At 46.6% G+C, this 16,642-nt stretch carries 16 protein-coding genes; 3 read left to right on the forward strand and 13 right to left on the reverse strand.

From position 1 onward, the window contains the following. Positions 1-16: 16 nt before the first annotated feature. Positions 17-865 (forward strand): D-hexose-6-phosphate mutarotase, encoded by an 849-nt coding sequence (locus Q4Q49_RS15030; protein ID WP_311999718.1) that lies wholly within the window; start codon positions 17-19, stop codon positions 863-865. Positions 866-1,156: 291 nt separating this feature from the next. Here Q4Q49_RS15030 and Q4Q49_RS15035 read toward each other — a convergent pair whose 3' ends face one another. From Q4Q49_RS15035 to yceD, 11 genes are all read right to left on the reverse strand, one after another. Then, on the reverse strand, positions 1,157-2,032 hold the full coding sequence (locus Q4Q49_RS15035; protein WP_311999719.1) for an NAD(P)-dependent oxidoreductase: 876 nt from the start codon (positions 2,030-2,032) through the stop codon (positions 1,157-1,159). Positions 2,033-2,339: 307 nt separating this feature from the next. Beyond that, positions 2,340-2,819 carry an acyl-CoA thioesterase gene (locus tag Q4Q49_RS15040; RefSeq protein WP_311999720.1) on the reverse strand — a complete coding sequence of 160 codons (480 nt, stop codon included), beginning with the start codon at positions 2,817-2,819 and terminating at the stop codon, positions 2,340-2,342. 118 nt (positions 2,820-2,937) lie between these two features. Further along, a complete protein-coding gene (locus Q4Q49_RS15045) occupies positions 2,938-3,306 on the reverse strand; it encodes a hypothetical protein (RefSeq protein ID WP_311999721.1) in 369 nt (122 codons plus the stop codon). Positions 3,307-3,538: 232 nt separating this feature from the next. Then, entirely contained in the window at positions 3,539-4,777 is a 1,239-nt protein-coding gene (gene fabF / locus Q4Q49_RS15050) for a beta-ketoacyl-ACP synthase II (protein ID WP_011846537.1), read from the reverse strand. 237 nt (positions 4,778-5,014) lie between these two features. Further along, complete coding sequence (gene acpP / locus Q4Q49_RS15055) at positions 5,015-5,248, reverse strand: acyl carrier protein (RefSeq protein ID WP_006081231.1); 234 nt, start codon at positions 5,246-5,248, stop codon at positions 5,015-5,017. Between the two features lie 164 nt (positions 5,249-5,412). Continuing rightward, positions 5,413-6,159 carry a 3-oxoacyl-ACP reductase FabG gene (gene fabG / locus Q4Q49_RS15060; protein ID WP_006081230.1) on the reverse strand — a complete coding sequence of 249 codons (747 nt, stop codon included), beginning with the start codon at positions 6,157-6,159 and terminating at the stop codon, positions 5,413-5,415. Between the two features lie 9 nt (positions 6,160-6,168). Continuing rightward, a complete protein-coding gene (fabD, locus tag Q4Q49_RS15065) occupies positions 6,169-7,095 on the reverse strand; it encodes an ACP S-malonyltransferase (protein ID WP_311999722.1) in 927 nt (308 codons plus the stop codon). 60 nt (positions 7,096-7,155) lie between these two features. Further along, a complete protein-coding gene (locus Q4Q49_RS15070) occupies positions 7,156-8,115 on the reverse strand; it encodes a beta-ketoacyl-ACP synthase III (RefSeq protein WP_311999723.1) in 960 nt (319 codons plus the stop codon). Between the two features lie 9 nt (positions 8,116-8,124). Further along, positions 8,125-9,153: a phosphate acyltransferase PlsX gene (gene plsX / locus Q4Q49_RS15075; protein WP_006081227.1), complete on the reverse strand. Its 1,029-nt coding sequence runs from the start codon at positions 9,151-9,153 to the stop codon at positions 8,125-8,127. Positions 9,154-9,168: 15 nt separating this feature from the next. After that, positions 9,169-9,339 (reverse strand): 50S ribosomal protein L32, encoded by a 171-nt coding sequence (rpmF, locus tag Q4Q49_RS15080; RefSeq protein ID WP_006081226.1) that lies wholly within the window; start codon positions 9,337-9,339, stop codon positions 9,169-9,171. 16 nt (positions 9,340-9,355) lie between these two features. Next, on the reverse strand, positions 9,356-9,880 hold the full coding sequence (yceD, locus tag Q4Q49_RS15085) for a 23S rRNA accumulation protein YceD (RefSeq protein ID WP_006087468.1): 525 nt from the start codon (positions 9,878-9,880) through the stop codon (positions 9,356-9,358). 262 nt (positions 9,881-10,142) lie between these two features. Between yceD and Q4Q49_RS15090 the strand changes: the two genes are divergently transcribed. Next, entirely contained in the window at positions 10,143-10,727 is a 585-nt protein-coding gene (locus tag Q4Q49_RS15090; RefSeq protein ID WP_311999724.1) for a nucleoside triphosphate pyrophosphatase, read from the forward strand. A gap of 195 nt (positions 10,728-10,922) precedes the next feature. On the opposite strand, the gene Q4Q49_RS15095 is transcribed toward Q4Q49_RS15090, so the two are convergent. After that, positions 10,923-11,639 (reverse strand): HAD-IA family hydrolase, encoded by a 717-nt coding sequence (locus tag Q4Q49_RS15095; RefSeq protein WP_311901073.1) that lies wholly within the window; start codon positions 11,637-11,639, stop codon positions 10,923-10,925. A gap of 22 nt (positions 11,640-11,661) precedes the next feature. Further along, on the reverse strand, positions 11,662-12,621 hold the full coding sequence (rluC, locus tag Q4Q49_RS15100) for a 23S rRNA pseudouridine(955/2504/2580) synthase RluC (RefSeq protein WP_311999725.1): 960 nt from the start codon (positions 12,619-12,621) through the stop codon (positions 11,662-11,664). Positions 12,622-13,163: 542 nt separating this feature from the next. Here rluC and rne point away from each other — a divergent pair. Continuing rightward, positions 13,164-16,607: a ribonuclease E gene (rne, locus tag Q4Q49_RS15105; protein WP_311999726.1), complete on the forward strand. Its 3,444-nt coding sequence runs from the start codon at positions 13,164-13,166 to the stop codon at positions 16,605-16,607. Positions 16,608-16,642: the final 35 nt, after the last annotated feature.

Here is a 16,642-nt window from a genome sequence, read left to right on the forward strand (position 1 = left end):
TAAGGATATTGCTACTATGGGTTCTGTCACTACTAAAAAGCACGCCAACGGGCTCGATTATGTCGAAGTGAATACGGCGTTATGTCAGGCAAGAATTTTTTTGCAGGGCGCGCAAATAGACTATTTTCAACCCGTAGGAAAACCACCTTTGCTGTGGGTTTCATCGGCTGATGATTATCAACCCGGTAATGGGATCCGTGGCGGTGTGCCCGTATGCTGGCCTTGGTTTGGCATGAGTAGTGAAGCAAACTTCCCCCAACACGGTTTCGCCCGTACCCGCATTTGGGCGCTGGAATCGGTAGAAATGCGTAATCAGTTAGTGGATTTACGTTTTAGCTTAAAGATCAGTGAGCAAGATAAAATTTATTGGCCGCATAACACTCAAGTCAGCGTGTTATTCACCCTAGGCGACACCCTGAGCATCAGTCTTGTGAATACCAACTTAGGCGATGAAACCGTGACGCTTACCCAAGCGCTGCACACTTATTTCCCGATTGAGGATATCCACCAACTCAAAGCGAGCGGTTTTAGTGGCTCAAAATACATCGAATTTGCTGAGGGGCCTTATCCACAAACCACGGATGAAGTGCGCTTTGATCGCGAGACAGATCGTGTCTATACCGATCTCGGCCCTGTGCAATTATTGCATACGCCGCAGGGAATAATCGAAGTCAGCCGTGAAAACAGCCAGTCCGCCGTATTATGGAATCCATGGATTGAAAAGTCACAACGCCTTGGCCGATTTAATCCAGAGGATTATTTGACCATGGTCTGTCTAGAAGCGGCCAATGTGTTAGAAGATAAAGTCGTGCTTGCCCCAGGTGAAACCCATAGTTTAGTGACGCATATTCGCTGGAAAGACTAACGATTTAATATCTTATTTCTTAAAATCTGGAGCTTAAAATCTAGAGCTTAAAATCTAGAGCTTAATATCTAGTTCTAAATCCTAGTCAAAAAACGATACAAACATAAATGCCCAGTTCGATTTGCCAACGCAATCGGGACTGGGCATTTTTATCACTGCGAAATCTGAGTGTTTATCACTCCGAAAGCCAAGTTTTTATCTCTTCGAAACCAGAGTGTTTATCACTTCGAAACCAGAGTTTCTATCACTACAAGACCTCAGTTTTTATAACGATGAAACTTAAGGTGAAACTTATTTCGCCGATTTTTCTAAACGCGCCAACAGGCTAGACGTATCCCAACGGTTACCGCCCATGCCCTGTACTTCTGAATAGAATTGATCGACTAACGCGGTTAATGGCAAGTGTGAACCATTGCGGCGAGCTTCTTCTAAGGCGATGCCTAAATCTTTACGCATCCAATCGACGGCAAAACCAAAATCATAGCTTTGGCCCCACATCGTCTTGTAGCGATTTTCCATTTGCCAGCTTTGCGCCGCGCCTTTGCTAATCACTTCAATGACTTTCTCGCCATCAAGACCCGCCTTGCGCGCAAACTGTAATGCTTCAGCTAAACCTTGCACCACGCCCGCGATACAGATTTGGTTCACCATCTTAGTTAACTGACCTGCACCAACCTCACCTAAACGCTCGGCGCAGCGGGCAAAGGCTTCAATCACAGGTTTAACACGGGCAAACACAGCTTCATCGCCGCCAACCATCACAGTCAAGGCGCCATTTTCGGCGCCCGCTTGACCGCCCGACACAGGCGCATCGAGGAAATCAATGCCCTTTTCCGCTAACACTTGATGAAGCTCACGAGCGACATCGGCCGAAGCCGTAGTATGGTCAACCAGCACTGCGCCCTTTTTCATCCCATGAATAACGCCATCACAGCCTAATACCACTTCACGCAGATCGTTATCATTGCCCACACAGGTAAACACAATATCTTGACCCTGAGCTGCTTCCTTTGGCGTTGGGCAGCAGCGTCCGCCATAGGTGTCGACCCAAGTTTGTGCCTTAGCAAAAGTACGATTATAAACAGTGACCTCATGGCCTTTGTTCAGTAAATGCCTCGCCATGGGATATCCCATTACGCCTAAACCAATAAATGCGACTTTTGCCATGAAGTGATCCTCAAATAGGTAAACAAGGTGAATCGAGTAGAAATTGCTGAATCGAGTTGTGTTTCGTCTGCCCAATATGTTACCGCTAAAACCTCAACAACAAATACTAAAAAAGTGCCAGTAAGTGTTTCAATCTATAGGTTCAATTGAGGTGTTTATTTAGGGAAATGGGCAGTGAAAAATAATGGCGGCAGTTTAGCATTCATCCCGCATAGCGTCAGGTTGAAATCGGCCCCACAGGCAAACGCACTTTTCGGCAGAGACAACAAAGGCGCCTTAAGCGCCTTTGTTGATTTAATTTATGGGGCTATTTCATCACGTGGGCTTCCATTTCGGCGCCAATCTTTTTACGCATTTCCATCAAGCGCAGCGCAGAATCGCGCAAATGAATATCATGTTCAGTCTGTGGTATCCACTCAGGCACTGGCGTAGGCTGACCATGTTCATCAACAGCTACCATGATCACAATACAGTGGGTAGTGAGATGACGTTCAGAGACTTTAGGATCGCCCGCCCGCACATCGATACCGATATGCATAGAAGTTTTCCCCGTATAAATCACCTTAGCGCTGACTTCGACTATGTTGCCCACTAAAATGGGTTGCACAAAACGAATCCCGCCCGCATAGGCTGTAATACAATATTTACCACTCCAACCCGCTGCACAGGCATAGGCGGCGAGATCGATCCACTTCATCACAGCGCCGCCGTGGACCTTACCACCAAAATTTACATCCGCAGGCTCTGACAAAAATCTCAGGGTACTTTGTCTATCGATACCAGCCATATAACCTCAACTTATTCAGCCACTGTGGCTCAATGTCTTCGTGCAATAAGCTGAGTTTACGATAGAAATCCACAATAGCGTAAAGATAATTACGATTGGCCTCGCCAAAGAATTCGATTTAACCAAAGTGACTAATAAGCACGCAGCAAAGCAGTAAACTCGGCAGGGCTAAGCGGTAAAGCCATAGCTGTAGCGCGCTGCTAACAAATCGTGTGCCCTTCGCAAAAGTGTACACACCTAAGCCAAGCATGAAGAAACCCAGCACTTCAAGACCCGAGGACATATTGCTGTCGCCACCGACATTAATCGCCGTCACCAATAAGGCAAACCAGACGACCACATAAGCGGCTATTGCTAAGGTAAAAGTCTTGATCCCTATGTCCATGTTAGGATGCCAAACTTTAAATTCACCGCGGATCAATTCGGTCAGATTGGCCGTTAATGCGCCGATGAGGGGGACAAGCGGGATCACCGCAAGGTTTAACATGACACACTCCATCAAGATTAAATATATCTGTCATTATCTGTGGCCAATAGAATTAAACAAGCTTGATGAACAAAGGTTAACGTTATGGATATCAGTTAGTTATAAAGTGATTCTTATCACAATAAAGGCGTAAAATAATGCTACTCAATTCACAATCTCAATGGATTTTACCCATAAAAAATGCGCCCTCAGGCGCATTTTTTCACTGTTTTTTACACTATCAATGTGTGTTTTACACTTTCTTAAACAGTAATGAACCGTTAGTCCCACCAAAACCGAAGGAATTACACAGAGCGTAATCCATCTTCACGTCACGGGCAGTGTGGGCGACAAAGTCTAAATCACAACCTTCATCTGGATTATCCAAGTTGATGGTTGGCGGTACGGCTTGGTCGCGCAGTGCTAGTAAGGTGAAAATCGCTTCAACTGCACCAGCAGCACCTAAGAGGTGACCCGTCATCGATTTAGTCGAGCTAACCAGTACTTTATAGGCGTGGTCGCCAAATACAGACTTAACCGCTGCCGCTTCTGCTTTATCACCCGCTGGCGTCGACGTACCGTGGGCGTTGATATAGCCAATTTGCTCCAGTGATAACTTAGCGTCATTAATGGCATTGACCATAGCCGCAGCAGCGCCAGCACCGTCGCTTGGAGGCGATGTCATGTGGAAAGCATCACCGCTCATACCAAAACCGACTAACTCGCCGTAAATGGTCGCACCGCGCGCTTTAGCGTGTTCGTACTCTTCCATCACCATCACACCCGCACCATCACCGATCACAAAACCATCACGGTCTTTATCCCATGGACGACTTGCCGCAGTCGGATCGTCATTGCGTGTCGATAACGCTTTCGCAGCACCAAAACCTGCCACGCCTAAAGGAGAAGTGACATCCTCAGCACCGCCGGCCACCATCACGTCGGCATCGCCATAGGCAATGGTACGCGCTGCAAAACCGATATTATGCACGCCCGTAGTACAAGCGGTCGTCACGGCGAAATTTGGTCCTTTCATGCCAAACATGATCGACAAGTGGCCCGAAATCATATTGATAATGGTACTAGGAACGAAGAAAGGAGAAACCTTACGCGGACCGCCGTTGATCAGTGCGCTGTGGTTTTGTTCAATCAACCACATACCGCCCATACCTGCACCAATAGCAGTACCGACACGACCTGGGTTTTCTTTGCTCATATCCAGACCTGAGTCTTGGATAGCTTGAATGCCAGCCGCCATACCATATTGAATAAAGAGGTCCATCTTACGGGCATCTTTTTTCGTTAAGTATTGCTCAACATCGAAATCTTTTACTGAACCACTGAAACGAGTGGTAAATTCACTGGCATCAAATTTGGTTATCGGTGCAATACCACTCTTACCAGAAAGCAAAGCCTTCCAAGTAGTATCGACAGTATTGCCCACTGGAGTTACTAACCCCAAACCGGTTACCACTACACGACGTTTAGACACGGCAGTCACCTTTAAATGCTAAATTTGTTAGTTCTGATAGATAAAACAAGGTTTTCTATCATTAGACAATTTCTTAAATAACGTTTATTTAGAAAAATTCGCCAATCTGCGGCGAGCATCTCGTGGATAACAATTAAAACAGGATCCAGAGACGATTGAATGGCACGGGGGCAGAATTTGACGGGGGTAAAACAAAAACAGGCGGCAAAAATGCCGCCTGTCTTCAAGAATTCAGAATTACTGATTCTTAGAAACGTAGTCGATCGCTGCTTGAACAGTAGTGATCTTTTCAGCTTCTTCATCAGGGATCTCGGTATCAAACTCTTCTTCCAGAGCCATAACCAACTCAACAGTGTCCAGAGAATCTGCACCCAGATCGTCAACGAAAGATGCCGCTGGCTTAACGTCTTCTTCTTTAACGCCCAGTTGCTCTACAATGATTTTCTTTACACGTTCTTCGATGTTGCTCATTAGTTTTCTTTCCTATTCAAATTACGCACTTGCGTAAGATTGCGAGTAGTTTATTAGATTTGGCTGACAATGCAAGCTTAGTTTTCGTGGTCTAACCACGAAATTTCACTATCAATTGATACAGATCACTACTCAGTTGCGACAGAAATCCCTGCCATTCGCCCTTAAACCATGTACATGCCGCCATTCACATGCAAAGTTTCACCTGTGATGTAAGCGGCTGAGTCCGAGGCCAAGAAGAGCACTGCGTTCGCAATTTCTTGCGCTTGCCCTAATCGTTCCATCGGAACCTGTGACATGATAGCTTTTTGCTGCTCTTCGGTCAGCTCATCTGTCATATCGGTCTGGATAAATCCAGGAGCGATAGCATTAACTGTAATTTGACGAGATGCAACCTCTCTTGCAAGAGATTTTGTAAATCCAATCAAACCCGCCTTTGCTGCCGAGTAGTTAACTTGACCTGCATTACCCATGGTACCTACCACTGAACCGATATTGATGATTCGGCCAAAGCGCTTTTTCATCATGGTACGCATCACAGGTTTTGATAGTCTAAATAACGATGTCAGGTTAGTGTCGATAATATCCTGCCATTCATCATCTTTCATCCGCATCAGCAGATTATCACGGGTTATACCCGCGTTGTTGACTAGAATATCAACATCACCGGCTTTTTCTTTGATCGAGGCGAATAAATGTGTAACAGATTCACTATCTGTGACATTAAGCACTAAACCAAAACCTTTGTCACCCAGATATTCTTGGATCGCCGCAGCGCCCTTCTCACTGGTTGCGGTTCCAATAACAACGGCACCGGCTTCGACCAGTGTCTCAGCGATCGCACGGCCAATACCACGGCTCGCACCTGTCACCAAAGCCACTTTGCCTGTTAAATTCAGGTTGAAACTCATATAAACTCCTTACTCAGTTAATGCTGCTAATGAAGCGACATCATTAACCGCTTGGGCTGATAGTGATTTATTAATTCGTTTTGCTAATCCTGTCAATACTTTACCAGGACCACATTCCACCAGTTGGGTAATGCCTTTTTGGGCCATTAGCTCAACAGTTTCGCTCCAGCGTACAGGACAATATAACTGACGTACTAATGCATCTTTAATGTCATCAGCAGACGTTGGTGATGCCACATCAACGTTGTTAATCACTGTAATTGCAGGGGGATTAAACTGTACATCGTTTAATGCCACGGCCAGTTTATCCGCCGCAGGTTTCATTAATGCGCAGTGTGATGGCACGCTGACAGGTAAAGCCACCGCCATTTTAGCACCCGCAGCTTTACAAGCTGCAGCAGCGCGCTCAACGGCGTCTTTTTGACCCGCGATAACCACTTGACCAGGACTGTTGAAGTTGACAGGGCTCACCACGTCACCTTGAGCCGCTTCGGCGCAGGCATTGGCGATACCGTCATTGTCTAACCCAATAATGGCATACATGGCGCCTGTGCCAGCGGGAACCGCTTGCTGCATCAGCTGACCGCGTAATTCCACCAACTTAATTGCGTCTTTAAAATCCATCACACCGGCGCACACTAAAGCAGAATATTCGCCTAGGCTGTGACCCGCTAACATGGCCGGCATAGATTTGCCTGAAGCCACATAGGCACGCCAAATCGCCACGCTCGCCGCTAATAGGGCTGGCTGGGTTTTATCGGTTTCATTTAAGCTTTCAACGGGACCTTGCTGAACCAATGCCCACAGGTCATAACCTAAGACGTCACTCGCCTCGGCAAAGGTTTGCCCAACAACGGCGTGTGATTCGGCAAGCTCGGCTAACATGCCTAGGGCTTGTGAACCTTGGCCTGGAAATACAAAAGCAACATTTTCCATATTCAAATTACCTATGGCTAACTTAATTTATTGAAAATCATGTGGAAACACATGTAGAGCTTAGAAGCGGATAAGCGCACTGCCCCACGCAAAACCAGCACCAAAGGCCTCGAGCAGCAGTAGATGCCCACGCTGAATACGGCCATCACGCACGGCTTCATCTAATGCTATAGGCACAGAGGCCGCCGAGGTATTACCGTGTTTAGCTAAGGTCAATACGACTTTATCAAGACTCATATCGAGCTTTTTCGCGGTGGCATTAATAATACGGAAGTTAGCTTGATGTGGCACTAACCAGTCAATTTCTGACTTATCGATATTGTTGATGCGCAAAGTCTCAGTCACAACATGGGACAATTGAGTCACAGCCACTTTAAAGACATCGTTACCTTTCATGGTCATAAAGCCGACCGCTTCAGAGGTTTCGCCTTGGCGTGGTGGGAAAGCGCATTTCAATAAGTCGCCTTGGCGACCATCGGCATAAATGTGGGTAGAAATGATCCCTGGCGTTTCAGATGCACCAATCACAACGGCGCCCGCACCATCACCAAATAAAATAATGGTTGAACGATCTTCTGGCTCACATAGGCGAGACAGCACATCGGCACCAATCACTAAGACTTTTTTAGCCGCGCCCGTTTTAACAAATTGGTCGGCAACAGATAAAGCATAAACAAAGCCTGAACAAGCCGCTGCGATGTCGAATGCTGGAATGGTATGCACGCCAAGCATGGCTTGGATTTCACAGGCCGCAGCCGGAAAAGCATTTGGTGCACTGGTGGTGCCGCAAACGATCATGTCTAAGTCTGATGCTTCTATGCCAGCCATTTCCAGCGCTTTGAGTGCCGCTTGGTAGCCCATAGTTGAAACGGTTTCATCGAAGGCCGCAATGCGACGTTCTGATATACCTGTACGTTCAACAATCCATTGGTCACTGGTTTCCACCATTTTTTCCAAATCTTGATTGCTACGCACCTGCACTGGCAGATAACTACCAGTTCCGAGAATTTTTGTATGCATAAGGAGGGATCAGTTATTTATATCTAAAAGAATCGACTCCAAACGATCTTTTATCATTTCAGGGAGTCGACGTTGAGCTTCCGTTACTGCCAAACTAATTGCTTGTAAATAGGCAGTTTCATCCGCGTTTCCATGGCTTTTTACAACTATTCCGCGCAATCCTATCAGACTTGCACCGTTATAGTGGTCGGGGTTCATCTGACTAAGGACCGCCTGAATACGTGGGGCGATAAGTTTAGCCAGAAAACGAACGAATAAACCTTGGGTTAGTCCCCGTTTTAACTGATGTACCAATAACTTGGCAATACCTTCTGAGGTCTTGAGCGTGATGTTACCCACAAAGCCATCACAAACAATCACATCCACATTACCGGAGTAGATTTCATCGCCTTCGATAAAACCTGTGTAATTGATTTGATCTGTGTGTTGCAACAACTGCGCCGCTTGCTGAACTTGATCGTTACCTTTAATTTCTTCAATGCCCACATTGAGCAAGGCGACTTTTGGCCGAGATTTCTTATCTACCGCTTCGCACAGGACAGAGCCCATCACGGCAAATTGAAATAAGGTTTCCGAGTCACAGGAAATATTCGCGCCCAAATCCAATAAATAGACAGGTTTTTGGGTCACCGCAGGTAAACAACTCACTAATGCAGGACGGTCAACGCCAGGCAAGGTCTTTAGCAACACTTTCGCCATTGCCATCAGCGCACCCGTGTTACCGGCACTCACACAAGCTTGCGCGCGGTCGTCACGCACTAACTCAATCGCCAATCGCATGGAACTGTTTTTACGTGTACGCAAAGCATGCACAGGTCGATCGGACATACTAACGACTTCATCGGTATGAATGATTTCTATGCGTGAAAGTAAATTCGCTTCCGCTTGACGTAGATAGACATCAATTTCAGTCTTGTCACCGACTAAAATGATTTTTAGAAAAGAATGTAATTGTAGTGCCCGCAAGGCTGCAGGCACTGTGACGTGGGGGCCATGATCACCACCCATTGCATCTAACGCAAGCGTCAGATTCGTCATTAGGAAACCAACAAATTACTTGTTGATTACCTTTTTACCGCGATAGAAGCCATCTGCAGTCACATTGTGACGCATATGGATTTCACCGCTGGTAGCGTCTACAGACAGCTGAGCAGTGCTCAGTGCGTCATGTGAACGGCGCATTCCGCGCTTTGAACGTGATTTTTTGTTCTGTTGTACAGCCATTGGCCTGTCTCCTAGATTACTTGCTCTTCAGTTTTTCTAACACTGCAAACGGATTTGGACGCTCCTCATGAGCGGGTTCGATCTCGCCTACAACCATGTCTTTAGATCCAGCACTGCAATCAATTTCTTGATGCATTGGGATTATCGGCATAGCGACTATCAATTCATCTTCGATCAATTGATGTAGACGCACTTCGCCAATTTCATTGCACTCAATTGGGTCATACGCATCCGGGAGCTCATCGATTTCTGCCTTAGTCCGGCATGGACCGAAGCAAAACTCGACCGTAACCTCAGTGGTAAATAGCGTCATGCAACGTTGACATATCAGAGTGAGCTCCGTCACAGCCTTCCCTTTCAGGTAGACTATCCCCTGTAAATCTACGCCACATTCAAGCGACACTGCCACATCGGAACAGTCGCCGGCACATAACTCATTTAATCTTTTCAATTGCACACCAGGAACAACGCCCTGATAAACTAGGCGACTCGAGGCGGCGCGAAATGGATCAATTGAAACCGGTATCTTTACTGTTTGCATAAGGCGCGCATATTATAGTTTGAAAACGCTAGAGTCAAAGAAAAATTACTAACTTAAGTCCCAGTTTGCGACTTAAGCCTTTCTCCAGCCCCAACATTGAAATTGACGGAAGCGAAATAGTACCCAAGCACGAGGTCGCATACAAGCATAAGCCGACTAAAATAGCCGCATTCGCTGAAAAGAAACCGTAAAAGACAAAATTCTTGCACTCTCTCGCGCAGATTGGTCACAATATGAGTCACTCTTTTGCGGATACCCCATTATGCCAACCCGATTGATATTAGCTTCGACCTCTGTATACCGACAATCTTTACTGCAGAAACTCGGTCTTCCCTTCGAATGCTGTAATCCTGATATTGACGAAACAGCGTATATCGATGAATCGGCCCATGCCTTAGTGCTTCGACTAGCCCAAGCAAAAGCCGTCGCAGGTGCAGAACAATTCCCCGAGGGGCTGATTATTGGCTCCGATCAAGTTGCCGTCATTGATGGCAAGATTATTGGTAAGCCCCATCATTTTGACAATGCCGTCGCGCAGCTCACCCAAGCCTCTGGTAAAGCCATCACCTTTTATACGGGTCTTGCACTCTACAACGCCGAAACGGGCGCCATGGCCGCCGAGGTTGAACCCTTTACGGTGCATTTCAGACATCTTAGCCATGCGCAAATTGTCGCCTACGTAGAAAAAGAACAGCCCTATTATTGCGCGGGCAGTTTTAAGAGCGAAGGCTTAGGCATAGCGTTATTTACCGAGCTTGAAGGTCGCGATCCTAATACCTTGGTTGGCTTACCACTGATTTTACTGACCGAAATGCTGCTAGCCCAAGGGGTAGACGTTCTCGCTTAACCGGCTTACACGTTAGCTTATTCGTTTGCTGAAGTTTTGCTCAGCGAACTCTGTTTATTAAATCGAGTAAGCGCACCAATAAATGCCGAGCAGCAGATTCGTTTTATTGACGAGAAGATAGGACGTAAATAAAGGTAACTAGGAAGTACTCATGCCTAGCGGCATGTATTGCCACTCCAGCACTAAATAGCAATGCTAGAGGTATTGCAGCAATTGCGCAGGTGAATCAATCAAGGCAATAGGTTTCGCCCGCAGCAGCGTTTCGGCACTGTGAGCGCCATAGGTCACACCAACGCTATCAATACCTGCATTGGCCGCCATGGTTAAATCCAGCAGAGAATCACCCACCATTAAAGCTCTGCTCGGTGCAATATTCAATTCTTTCAGTAAGCTTGAGATCATTTCAGGATGGGGTTTACTGTGCACTTCATCGGCGCAGCGTGACGCAACAAAGTATCGACCTAAGCCCGTTTGCTCAAAAACGCGATCAAGTCCCGCACGAGCCTTACCGGTTGCAACGGCTAATTGATAACCTTGAGTATGTAACTCGTCAATTAAAAGGGGCGCTTGTGCAAAGAGCGGTGTTGGTGTGGCGTCTAAATGCAAATATTGCGCTTTAAACTCGGCGCGCATCTGCTGATATTGATCATCTTTGCCTTGACCAAATGCATTTTTAGGATGTTGAGGCTGAGAATATACAGAAGAAGCGCTGAGATTGAGTCCCTGAGGAAACAGGACTCGCAGCGCTTCTGTCATAGAAAGACCGATAATATCGCGAATATCGCTTTCGCTTGGGATAGGTAACTGCAATGCCCTAGCCATATTTTCAATACAAGTGATAATTTTACCGATGGAATCCATCAGAGTGCCATCCCAATCGAAAATCACTAAATCGTATTGCTTTATCTTCATCCTTGAAACCTATCCCTGTTAATTACGCACGCTTTAACTTATCGAGTAATTGCGACAAATTTTCATCTAAAGGCGCAGAGACCCGCATCACTTCATCATTTTCTGGATGAATAAACATCAACTCAGCCGCATGTAAAAAGAGTCGAGTTAAGCCTAATGAACGCATGCTGTCATCAAACCCTTGCTCGCTGTATTTATCATCACAGGCGATAGGATGACCCGCAAATTGGCAATGCACCCGAATTTGGTGAGTCCGCCCAGTGACAGGGCTTGCCTTCACAAGCGTACAACCTTGGTAACGCTGCATCATTTTAAAGCGCGTTTCTGAAGGTTTCCCTTCCGCATTTACACGCACTATGCGCTCACCGGATTTAAGGGTGATTTTCAATAAAGGCTGTTTAACGGCTTTATCTTGAGCAGACCATTCACCTTTCACTAAAGCCAAATAGTCTTTCTGCATCTTTTTATATCGAAGCTGATCATGCAGATGTTTAAGCGCACTACGTTTTTTCGCCACCAACAACACACCCGAAGTATCTTTATCGAGACGATGTACTAACTCTAAAAACTTCTGTTGAGGGCGCAGCGAACGCAGAGCTTCAATCACACCGTAATCGACACCACTACCGCCATGCACAGCAATGCCTGCAGGTTTATTCAACACGATCAAATGATTGTCTTCGTGCAGAATACGGTCTTCGAGTTGCGAAACTTTGCTTAAGTTCGCCGATGGCGCGGTACGATTATCTGGCTCTGCCACTCGGACAGGCGGAATACGTACTATGTCACCAATCTGCAATTTATACTCGGGTTTGATGCGTTTCTTATTCACTCGAACCTCGCCCTTGCGGACAATCCGATAGATCATGCTTTTCGGCACGCCCTTCAGCTTGGTCATTAAGTAGTTATCGATACGCTGTTCGAAGTGATCTTCATCAATCGTGATCAACTGAACCTGTTGTGGGGTGGATTCTATATTCATGATGCGCCATCTAATTATAACGGTCGCCATTGTACAACAACTGAGAAGAATTGTGCCTTTCCATTGCTGAATTTTTTGATTATTGCTATATTTCACCAGCGATTAGGGATAAGCCGTGAATAAAGTGTTCACAACGCCCTGATCCCAAGCGGAAAATTTAACGGATAAAAAAACACTTTCCTGATAGCAAGTCATTGATTTGCAAATCGTATAATAAGTAAAAATACCACAAATGCGTTTTTTACGATTAAATCGAGAAAGTCGCCTTACTTTAATAAGGTTTACCCTAGATTTTCCTCCCCGATTTCGAAGGATATTTTAACTTGTCGTCAGACAAACCGATTCGACTTGGGCATTACCGGAAAGAAACTAAAGAATTTATGGGGTTGGTTGATGTTTTACAACGAATTCCTTGTTTTTGTAATCATTAAAAAATAAGCCATAAATAGGATGCGACACGCAGCGACTGCGTCTAACAGCAATGCGCACCTCTTGCCTAGCCACCAGCCGTGAGGCTCAGTTGACCTACTGCTAGGCCCGTAATGCAGCGAAGCGCGATGTTTGATGACCTCTATTTAAAGAAGAATGACGTCATCATGAAACGTATGTTAATCAATGCAACTCAATCAGAAGAGTTGCGTGTTGCCCTTGTTGATGGGCAACAACTGTATGATCTAGATATTGAAAGTCCAGGTCATGAGCAAAAAAAATCAAACATTTACAAAGGTAAAATTACCCGCGTAGAACCGTCTTTAGAAGCCGCTTTCGTCGACTACGGTGCTGATCGTCACGGCTTTTTGCCACTGAAAGAAATCGCCAGAGAATATTTCCCGAAAGGATATTCGTTCCAAGGTCGCCCAAATATCAAAGAAGTGGTCAGTGAAGGACAGGAAGTTATTGTCCAAATTGACAAAGAAGAACGCGGCAATAAAGGCGCAGCCTTAACGACCTTCATCAGCCTTGCAGGCTCTTACTTAGTATTAATGCCAAACAACCCACGTGCAGGCGGGATTTCTCGTCGTATCGAAGGTGATGAGCGTACTGAGTTAAAAGAAGCAATGGCCGATTTGGAAGTGCCAGCGGGCATGGGTCTTATCGTACGTACTGCCGGTGTTGGCAAAGAATCTGCCGAGTTAAAGTGGGACTTAAAAGTTCTGCAACACCACTGGGCAGCAATCACCGAAGCTTCACAAGTTAAAGGCGCTCCTTTCTTAATTCACCAAGAAAGTAACGTGATCGTGCGCGCTATTCGTGACTACTTACGTCGTGATGTGGGCGAGATCCTCATCGACCACCCGCGCATTTACGAAGAAGCTAAGCAACATATCGCCTTAGTTCGCCCAGATTTCGTCGAGCGCGTAAAACTTTACGAAGCCGAAGTGCCATTATTTACTCACTTCCAAATTGAATCGCAAATCGAATCAGCCTTCCAACGCGAAGTGCGTCTGCCATCTGGCGGCTCGATTGTTATCGACCCAACGGAAGCCTTAACCTCAATCGATATCAACTCTGCCCGTGCCACTAAAGGCGGCGATATTGAAGAGACTGCGCTGAACACTAACCTTGAAGCCGCCGATGAAATTGCCCGTCAATTACGTCTACGTGACTTAGGTGGATTAGTGGTGATCGACTTTATCGATATGACGCCTGTGCGCCATCAGCGTGAAGTTGAAAACCGTTTACGTGATGCTGTACACCACGACCGCGCTCGCGTGCAATTAGGCCGTATTTCTCGTTTCGGTTTGATGGAAATGTCGCGTCAACGTCTACGCCCATCACTCGAAGAATCAGCGGCGCACATCTGCCCTCGCTGTCATGGCCAAGGCACAATTCGCAGTACTGAGTCTTTAGCACTGTCGATTTTACGTTTGATGGAAGAAGAAGCCATCAAAGAAAACACCTCGCAAATCGAAGCCATTGTGCCTGTCGATGTGGCGGCATTCTTGTTAAACGAGAAACGCAAAGCCATTCGCATCACAGAGCAACGTCACGATGTCGAAGTATATGTGATACCTGATGCGCACATGATGACGCCAGATTATCGCGTGATCCGTCACCGTAGTGATGATGAAATCAGCGAATCGAGCTATAAGCGTATCGAACAGCCTGAAGCTAAATTGTATGAGCCACGTAAACTGGAACGTACCGCAGCGCCTATTCCGGCATTAAAAGGGTTTGCCGCGCCACAGAAAGTGGAACAAGCCCCATCACCAACGGTGAAAGTTGAAGCGCCACAACCAGGTTTCTTCAGCAAGCTTGTGAGTGCAATCAGTGCTATGTTTGCACCAAGCGAAAAAGCAGAACCCGTAAAAGTTGTTGAAACTAAAACAACCGATACCAGTGCAGCTAACGCTAACCGCCGTAACCGTCGCAACGATACTCGCCGCCCACGTAATGCCCAAGATGCCGACAAAGCAAAAGAAGGCACTCGTGAGCCACGCAGCCGTAATTCGAAAAAACCGGCCGATGCAGCGGTAAATACAAGCGCTCAAGAACGTCCTGTTCGTGAGAAAGAAGAAACTAAACGTCCAGCGCGATCCGAACCTAAGCCACGTGTACAAGCACCAAAAGACGTGGTTGCTGACGTAGAAGCCGATGCACCTAAGCAAGAAGTCGCCCGTGAACGTCGTCAACGTCGTAACATGCGCCGTAAGGTGCGTATCGATAATGGCCATAACACGCCAGATAATGCTATTCCAATTGCACCAGAAGATGCCGCTGAAGTATTAGCTGAGATTGCTGCCGTTAACGCCGCGGCGGCAAGCACTATCAGTGTTGACACTAAAACTGAAGTTGTCCAAGCACCAACTGAAACAAAAGCACCAAGAACACGTCGTCAGCCTCGTAAAGAAACGGCACCTGTTCAAGAAGCGCCAGAAAATATTGCAGTAGAAGAAAAAGCGATAATTTCTACAGAAACTGAAGCCCCAGCAGTTGAGCCAGTGATAACAGCTGAACAAACTGAAGTGGTTACAGCTGATGTTACAGCACCTATGGATGCGATATCGCAAGATAACGACGCAATTGATACTGAAAGCGAAACTGCTGATGATCAAGCAAAACGCGAGCAAAGAGATGGTCAACGTCGTAGCCGTCGAAGCCCGCGTCACCTTCGTGCAGCGGGTCAACGCCGTCGTCGCGACGAAGATGACCAAGGTACATCAACGCCAGCGCAATTCATCCCTAACGATGAATTGGGTGCTGACCAAGAGTATCCAAGCGAAGTCGCCAGTGTCCGTGTAGAAGCGCCAGTTGTTGCGACTAAAACAGATGCAGTGACTGAAACTCAAGTAACTGCTAAGTCCGTTGAAGTAGAAACAGCACAAGCTAGCGAAGCACCTGTTGTTGAAGCTCCTGCAGTCGTTAAAGCTGAGGCGAAAGTTGAAACGCCAGCAAGTGACGTTGCATCAGTCGAAACTCAGCAAGTTGAGACTAAAGCCACTGAAGCGGATGCGCCAAAAACGGTTGAAGTGAAAATTGACGTTGCACCAGTCGTTGAAGCTCCAGTAGCCAGCGTTGCAGTAGAAACCGAAGTGGGTAACGCCCCTGTAGTTGAAAGCCCAGCGGTTACACCAGCTGCGCCAAAAGTTGAAGCGGCTAAAGTTGAAGCGCCTAAGACTGAAACTGCTGTAGAGCCAAGCGTTGCAACGAGTGTTGAAGTTAAAGAAGCGGTTAAAGCAACAGCCTCTGCCCCAATGGCAAAACCTGCTGCTATCGCTAAGCCTCAAGCAACAGTGCAAGCAGCCCCTACTACAGTTAATCCGCAAATCACCGATTCGGTTACTGATGCGGTTGTTGTCAACAAGCCGAAAGCTGCCAGCCGTTTTGGCTCTATGGTATCTTCGGATATGACCAAACCAGTTGTTGAAGTGAGAGAGCAAGTGGCTGTGCCTAAAGGACGCGAGTATGAAAATACTGCGACCGAAGAGCCTACCGCCAAAATCAAACTCGCTAACGGTGCAGAGTCGGATATGGCTCGTCCATAACCACTTAGGTTAGTCAGATAAAGCCATGCAATTGC

This window comes from Shewanella sp. SP1S1-7 (assembly GCF_031932105.1).
Taxonomy (GTDB): domain Bacteria; phylum Pseudomonadota; class Gammaproteobacteria; order Enterobacterales; family Shewanellaceae; genus Shewanella; species Shewanella baltica.

Coding starts and splice junctions, on each gene's coding strand:
- Q4Q49_RS15030 (WP_311999718.1), top strand. CDS start 17: ATGGGTTCTGTCACTACTAAAAAGCACGCCAACGGGCTCGATTATGTC.
- Q4Q49_RS15035 (WP_311999719.1), bottom strand. CDS start 2,032: ATGGCAAAAGTCGCATTTATTGGTTTAGGCGTAATGGGATATCCCATG.
- Q4Q49_RS15040 (WP_311999720.1), bottom strand. CDS start 2,819: ATGGCTGGTATCGATAGACAAAGTACCCTGAGATTTTTGTCAGAGCCT.
- Q4Q49_RS15045 (WP_311999721.1), bottom strand. CDS start 3,306: ATGTTAAACCTTGCGGTGATCCCGCTTGTCCCCCTCATCGGCGCATTA.
- acpP (WP_006081231.1), bottom strand. CDS start 5,248: ATGAGCAACATCGAAGAACGTGTAAAGAAAATCATTGTAGAGCAACTG.
- fabG (WP_006081230.1), bottom strand. CDS start 6,159: ATGAGTTTCAACCTGAATTTAACAGGCAAAGTGGCTTTGGTGACAGGT.
- fabD (WP_311999722.1), bottom strand. CDS start 7,095: ATGGAAAATGTTGCTTTTGTATTTCCAGGCCAAGGTTCACAAGCCCTA.
- Q4Q49_RS15070 (WP_311999723.1), bottom strand. CDS start 8,115: ATGCATACAAAAATTCTCGGAACTGGTAGTTATCTGCCAGTGCAGGTG.
- plsX (WP_006081227.1), bottom strand. CDS start 9,153: ATGACGAATCTGACGCTTGCGTTAGATGCAATGGGTGGTGATCATGGC.
- rpmF (WP_006081226.1), bottom strand. CDS start 9,339: ATGGCTGTACAACAGAACAAAAAATCACGTTCAAAGCGCGGAATGCGC.
- yceD (WP_006087468.1), bottom strand. CDS start 9,880: ATGCAAACAGTAAAGATACCGGTTTCAATTGATCCATTTCGCGCCGCC.
- Q4Q49_RS15090 (WP_311999724.1), top strand. CDS start 10,143: ATGCCAACCCGATTGATATTAGCTTCGACCTCTGTATACCGACAATCT.
- Q4Q49_RS15095 (WP_311901073.1), bottom strand. CDS start 11,639: ATGAAGATAAAGCAATACGATTTAGTGATTTTCGATTGGGATGGCACT.
- rluC (WP_311999725.1), bottom strand. CDS start 12,621: ATGAATATAGAATCCACCCCACAACAGGTTCAGTTGATCACGATTGAT.
- rne (WP_311999726.1), top strand. CDS start 13,164: ATGCAGCGAAGCGCGATGTTTGATGACCTCTATTTAAAGAAGAATGAC.